At 61.7% G+C, this 3,555-nt stretch carries 3 protein-coding genes and 1 pseudogene; 3 read left to right on the top strand and 1 reads right to left on the bottom strand.

Annotated elements, in window-relative coordinates; translation table 11 throughout:
• A pseudogene (locus AC1DXX_RS33145) lies at window positions 1–498 on the bottom strand (M20/M25/M40 family metallo-hydrolase); the annotation flags it as partial.
• A 146-nt stretch (window positions 499–644) separates the two neighbouring features.
• Here AC1DXX_RS33145 and AC1DXX_RS33140 point away from each other — a divergent pair.
• The 3 genes from AC1DXX_RS33140 to AC1DXX_RS33130 form a co-directional block, all read left to right on the top strand.
• Window positions 645–1,550, top strand: a complete 906-nt coding sequence (locus AC1DXX_RS33140) for a LysR substrate-binding domain-containing protein (RefSeq protein WP_478138440.1) — start codon at window positions 645–647, stop codon at window positions 1,548–1,550.
• Between the two features lie 837 nt (window positions 1,551–2,387).
• A complete protein-coding gene (locus AC1DXX_RS33135; RefSeq protein WP_478138439.1) occupies window positions 2,388–3,116 on the top strand; it encodes a hypothetical protein in 729 nt (242 codons plus the stop codon).
• 4 nt (window positions 3,117–3,120) lie between these two features.
• On the top strand, window positions 3,121–3,555 hold a 435-nt coding region (locus tag AC1DXX_RS33130; RefSeq protein WP_478138438.1), incomplete at its 3' end, for a hypothetical protein.

The raw sequence follows: 3,555 nt of genomic DNA, 5'->3' as shown, positions 1-3,555 counted from the left end.
CAGCAGCACCGAGAGGCCGCGCGTGTCGTCCGAGATGCCGGGTGCGTAGAGCCGGCCGTCGCGCTCCTTCACCTTCACATCGGTGCCGGCGGGAAACACCGTATCGAGGTGGGCCGAGATCAGCAGCTTCGGGCCGTTGCCCGTGCCCTTGCGCAGGCCGATCACGTTGCCTTCGGCGTCGATCTTCGCGTCGGCGAGGCCCAGGGCCTTCATGCGCGCAAGGAAGGCTTCGGCGCGCTTCTGTTCCTTGAAGGGCGGTGCCTCGATCTCCGTCAGCATCTTCAGGTCCTCGACCGCACGCTCATGGTCGGCCTTGACCGCCTCCAGCAGCTTCTGGATCGCGGGCGAAGCCATCAGCTGGGTGTAGGCCTTGTCGACTTCGGGCCGGACCTGTGTGGGCGTGGCTGCGACGGCGCCCGTCTGGGCGTGGGCGATGCCGGCGGCACAAGCCAGGGCGAGGACGAGTGGGGCAAGGCGAAAAGACGCGGGGCGAGGCATGGTGGAGGACAGTCCTTGAAGGTGAAGAAGGAGCGAGCGGGGAGAGGGGCGTCGCCGACGCGGCGCCGTCAGCAATTCTTCCGGTCATGGTGCAGGCTTGCTCTGGTTTAATCTTTGGCCATGTCAGTTTTTCTAACGAGCCAGCCATGCGCCGCCACATTCCAAGCACCCGTGCGCTGCTGATCTTCGATGCGGTGGCCCGCCACCACGGCGTGGGCAAGGCGGCGGAGGAGCTGTGCCTCACGCACAGCGCGGTGAGCCAGCAATTGCGGCTTCTCGAATCGCAGATCGGCGTGCGGCTGGTGCAGCGCACGGCGCGCGGCACCGAGCTCACCGACGCCGGGCGGCGCTACCACGGCCAGATCGCCGGCGATCTGCTGCGGCTGCAGAACCACACGCTCGAAGCCATGGCGCAGCGCGTCGACGGCCTGCGCCTGATCGTGGGGGCGGTGCCGGTGTTGGCGGAGGGCTGGCTGACGCCGCTGCTGCCGCAGTTCATCGCGCTGCATCCGGGCTGCAGCCTGCACCTGCAGGTCTTTCCCACCGAGCTCTACATGGCGGACATGCCTTTCGATGTGGGCGTGCAGTACGACGACGCGGTGTGGCCCGGCGCCAATGCGCGGCCTCTCATGGACGAGTTCTGCGTCGCGGTGTGTTCGCCCCGCGCGAAGGGCCGGGCCGCGATGGCGCGCGGCGACTTTCGCGCCGCGCCGCTGCTCCAGCTGCGCACCCGCATGGGGGCGTGGGAAGAGTGGTTCGGGCAAACGGCGCATGCGCGGCCGCCCGAGAACCTGGTGACGGGGCATCGCTTCGATCTCTTCTCCTCGCTGGTGGCCGCGGTGCGCGCCGACCTCGGCGTGGGGCTGGTGCCGCACTATTTCGTCGAGCGCGAACTGCGTTCGGGAGAGCTGGTGCTGGCCTGTGCGCACCGGGCGCCGTCGAGCCGGGGCTACAGCGTCTTCATGGCGCCGAACCGGACGGCCGATCCGCTGGCGGAGGCCTTCCTGGCGTGGCTCTGCGAGGCCGGGGCGGCGCAACAGGCGCCGGGTTAGGCGTTGAGTTTCTGCGTCTCGTGGTGCCAGAAGAAGATCTCCGCGCCAGCTTGACTTGTTCAAACCTTCAGCATCAGTTGATTGCCATTGCCATTGCCATTGGCCTCGATGGAGGCTAGTCCGAGTGGCATCAAGTGGCCCCCAGTCGCTCCACAGATTTTCGCGGGTGATGCTGTCCGCCATTTTTCTGGGGCTGGCTGGATCGAGGGTCAGGAAGACGCGCCAACGGCTCGGAAACCAGTTATAGATTTTCCAGATTCACCACAGCCTGTCGGGAAACCGGACGCCTTGTTCTTATTCCGTGGCTGCGACCTGTCCCTCAGTGGCGCCGAAAGGCGCTGCACTGGGCATACGCAGAGTGAGTGCGCTGGTGGAGAGTGTGTCTTAAAAATATCAAGCAGTCATGTCGTTTTCAAAGCATTCTTCGCCGCGATAGGCCATCCGATAAGCTAACGATTCGACGGTCACCCGAGCGCTGCCGCTGCTCTTTTTGTCCCATGGCCTTTTCTGCGCGGCATGCATAGGGGAATTGTTAATTTTTTCAACAGTTTCCCGTTGCGCGTATTTGCCGCGTGGAATCCGTCACGCATCCCGGTAGTACTTGAAAAAGACTACTTTCCGGTGCTTCGGAATCCCTCGCTCGCCCTTTCATAATCGCCTTAAGCAGGCATCGGTGCGAGCGGCCGAAATTCGAGGGAGTCTCCATGTCCGTTTTGACGAGGTGCTATTGCGTCGCTTCAGAATTCATTCTTCAGTGATTCCCTTGGTACTTGATCCAAACCGCCGACCTCGACGGCCGTATTGACCGGAAAGAAAAGTGATGAGAGAGGAAACGAGATGAAGCATTTGCAAAGGTTCGGAGCCACATTGGCAGCGGCCATTTTCTTGTCGGCGTGCGCCACGCCCCAGCAGGCGCCTGAAAAGGCAGCCGACCCATCGCCTATGCGGCTCGTGCCGCAGCCCGAGGGAACGCCATTGCCACCGCGCGATCCGCGCGTTGCTGATCATTGGCCTCCGGAGTTCAAGCAGATGATCGACAACCTGCTCTCGTTGTACCCGCGAGACGGGAAGCCGCCCAGCGTAAACGAAGTCGAGAAGAAGATGGGTATCACGCTGACAGAGAGGCCACTGATGGACCTCGAATTCGAGCTGTACAAGCGCTATACCGTCAGCGGCACACGCTACATGGATCCTCGCTTGGCGAATTGGCAAGGAGTGCTTGGGGAGTACTACGCCATCAGCCGAGGCGATCAGAGAGGGCGAATGACGCAAACCTTGATGTTAGTTACGTCGCGCTCGCAAAGCGGGTTCTGCCTGGACCCCTACGAACTGGCGGTCTATACCGGATCGAAGTTCGTCAATGGGGATACCTCACCGCATGCAACGCCCCGATTTTGGCCGGCGGCTTACGTTTGGGGAATGTTCGAGTGGAGCGCAACGAGTCGCTACGTCGGACAAAACTTCGGCGTGGTGTTGGATCAGAGGCGCGACGACAAAACCCAAAAAATCGACGGACCCAGTTGCGTCGGCGCAATCAGCGTTAGCGGCCGTTACATCAAGGAGTAGATAGATGACAACCATCAATCCGAATGCATTCTCTGGACTCACCGGTGYAGATCCACGGCTGCTTAGCCGCGCCGTCACATTGATCAACAATCCAGGCCTTACGTCGCTGGAGCCACTACGCAAGGCCTTGGCGACAGGTGAGGTGGTGATTCGACAGGCAACAGCGGCAGACGATGTGCCTGGGAACGTGCATGCCACGTTTCGAGATCCAGTCAGAGATCCTCAAACAGGCGCGATGACTCCGGGTCAAATTCTCGTCAGGCCCGAGTATTTGGTCTCGTCTGCAGATGCGGCGGTTTTGCTTTTCGTGGACGACATTTTTCATGAAGGCGTGGGGCATGGCGCCCAGAAACGTGTAGCTGAGCGTGCGAAAGCGAACAACGATTTGTCGACTAACCCCGGTGGACTTTCGACAACCGAGCGAGGCGACGCATATGTC

It is taken from the genome of Variovorax sp. P4_B10 (genome assembly GCF_056402375.1).
Note: the sequence above shows the minus strand (reverse complement) of the source record. Positions and strands in the feature narration are given on the sequence as shown.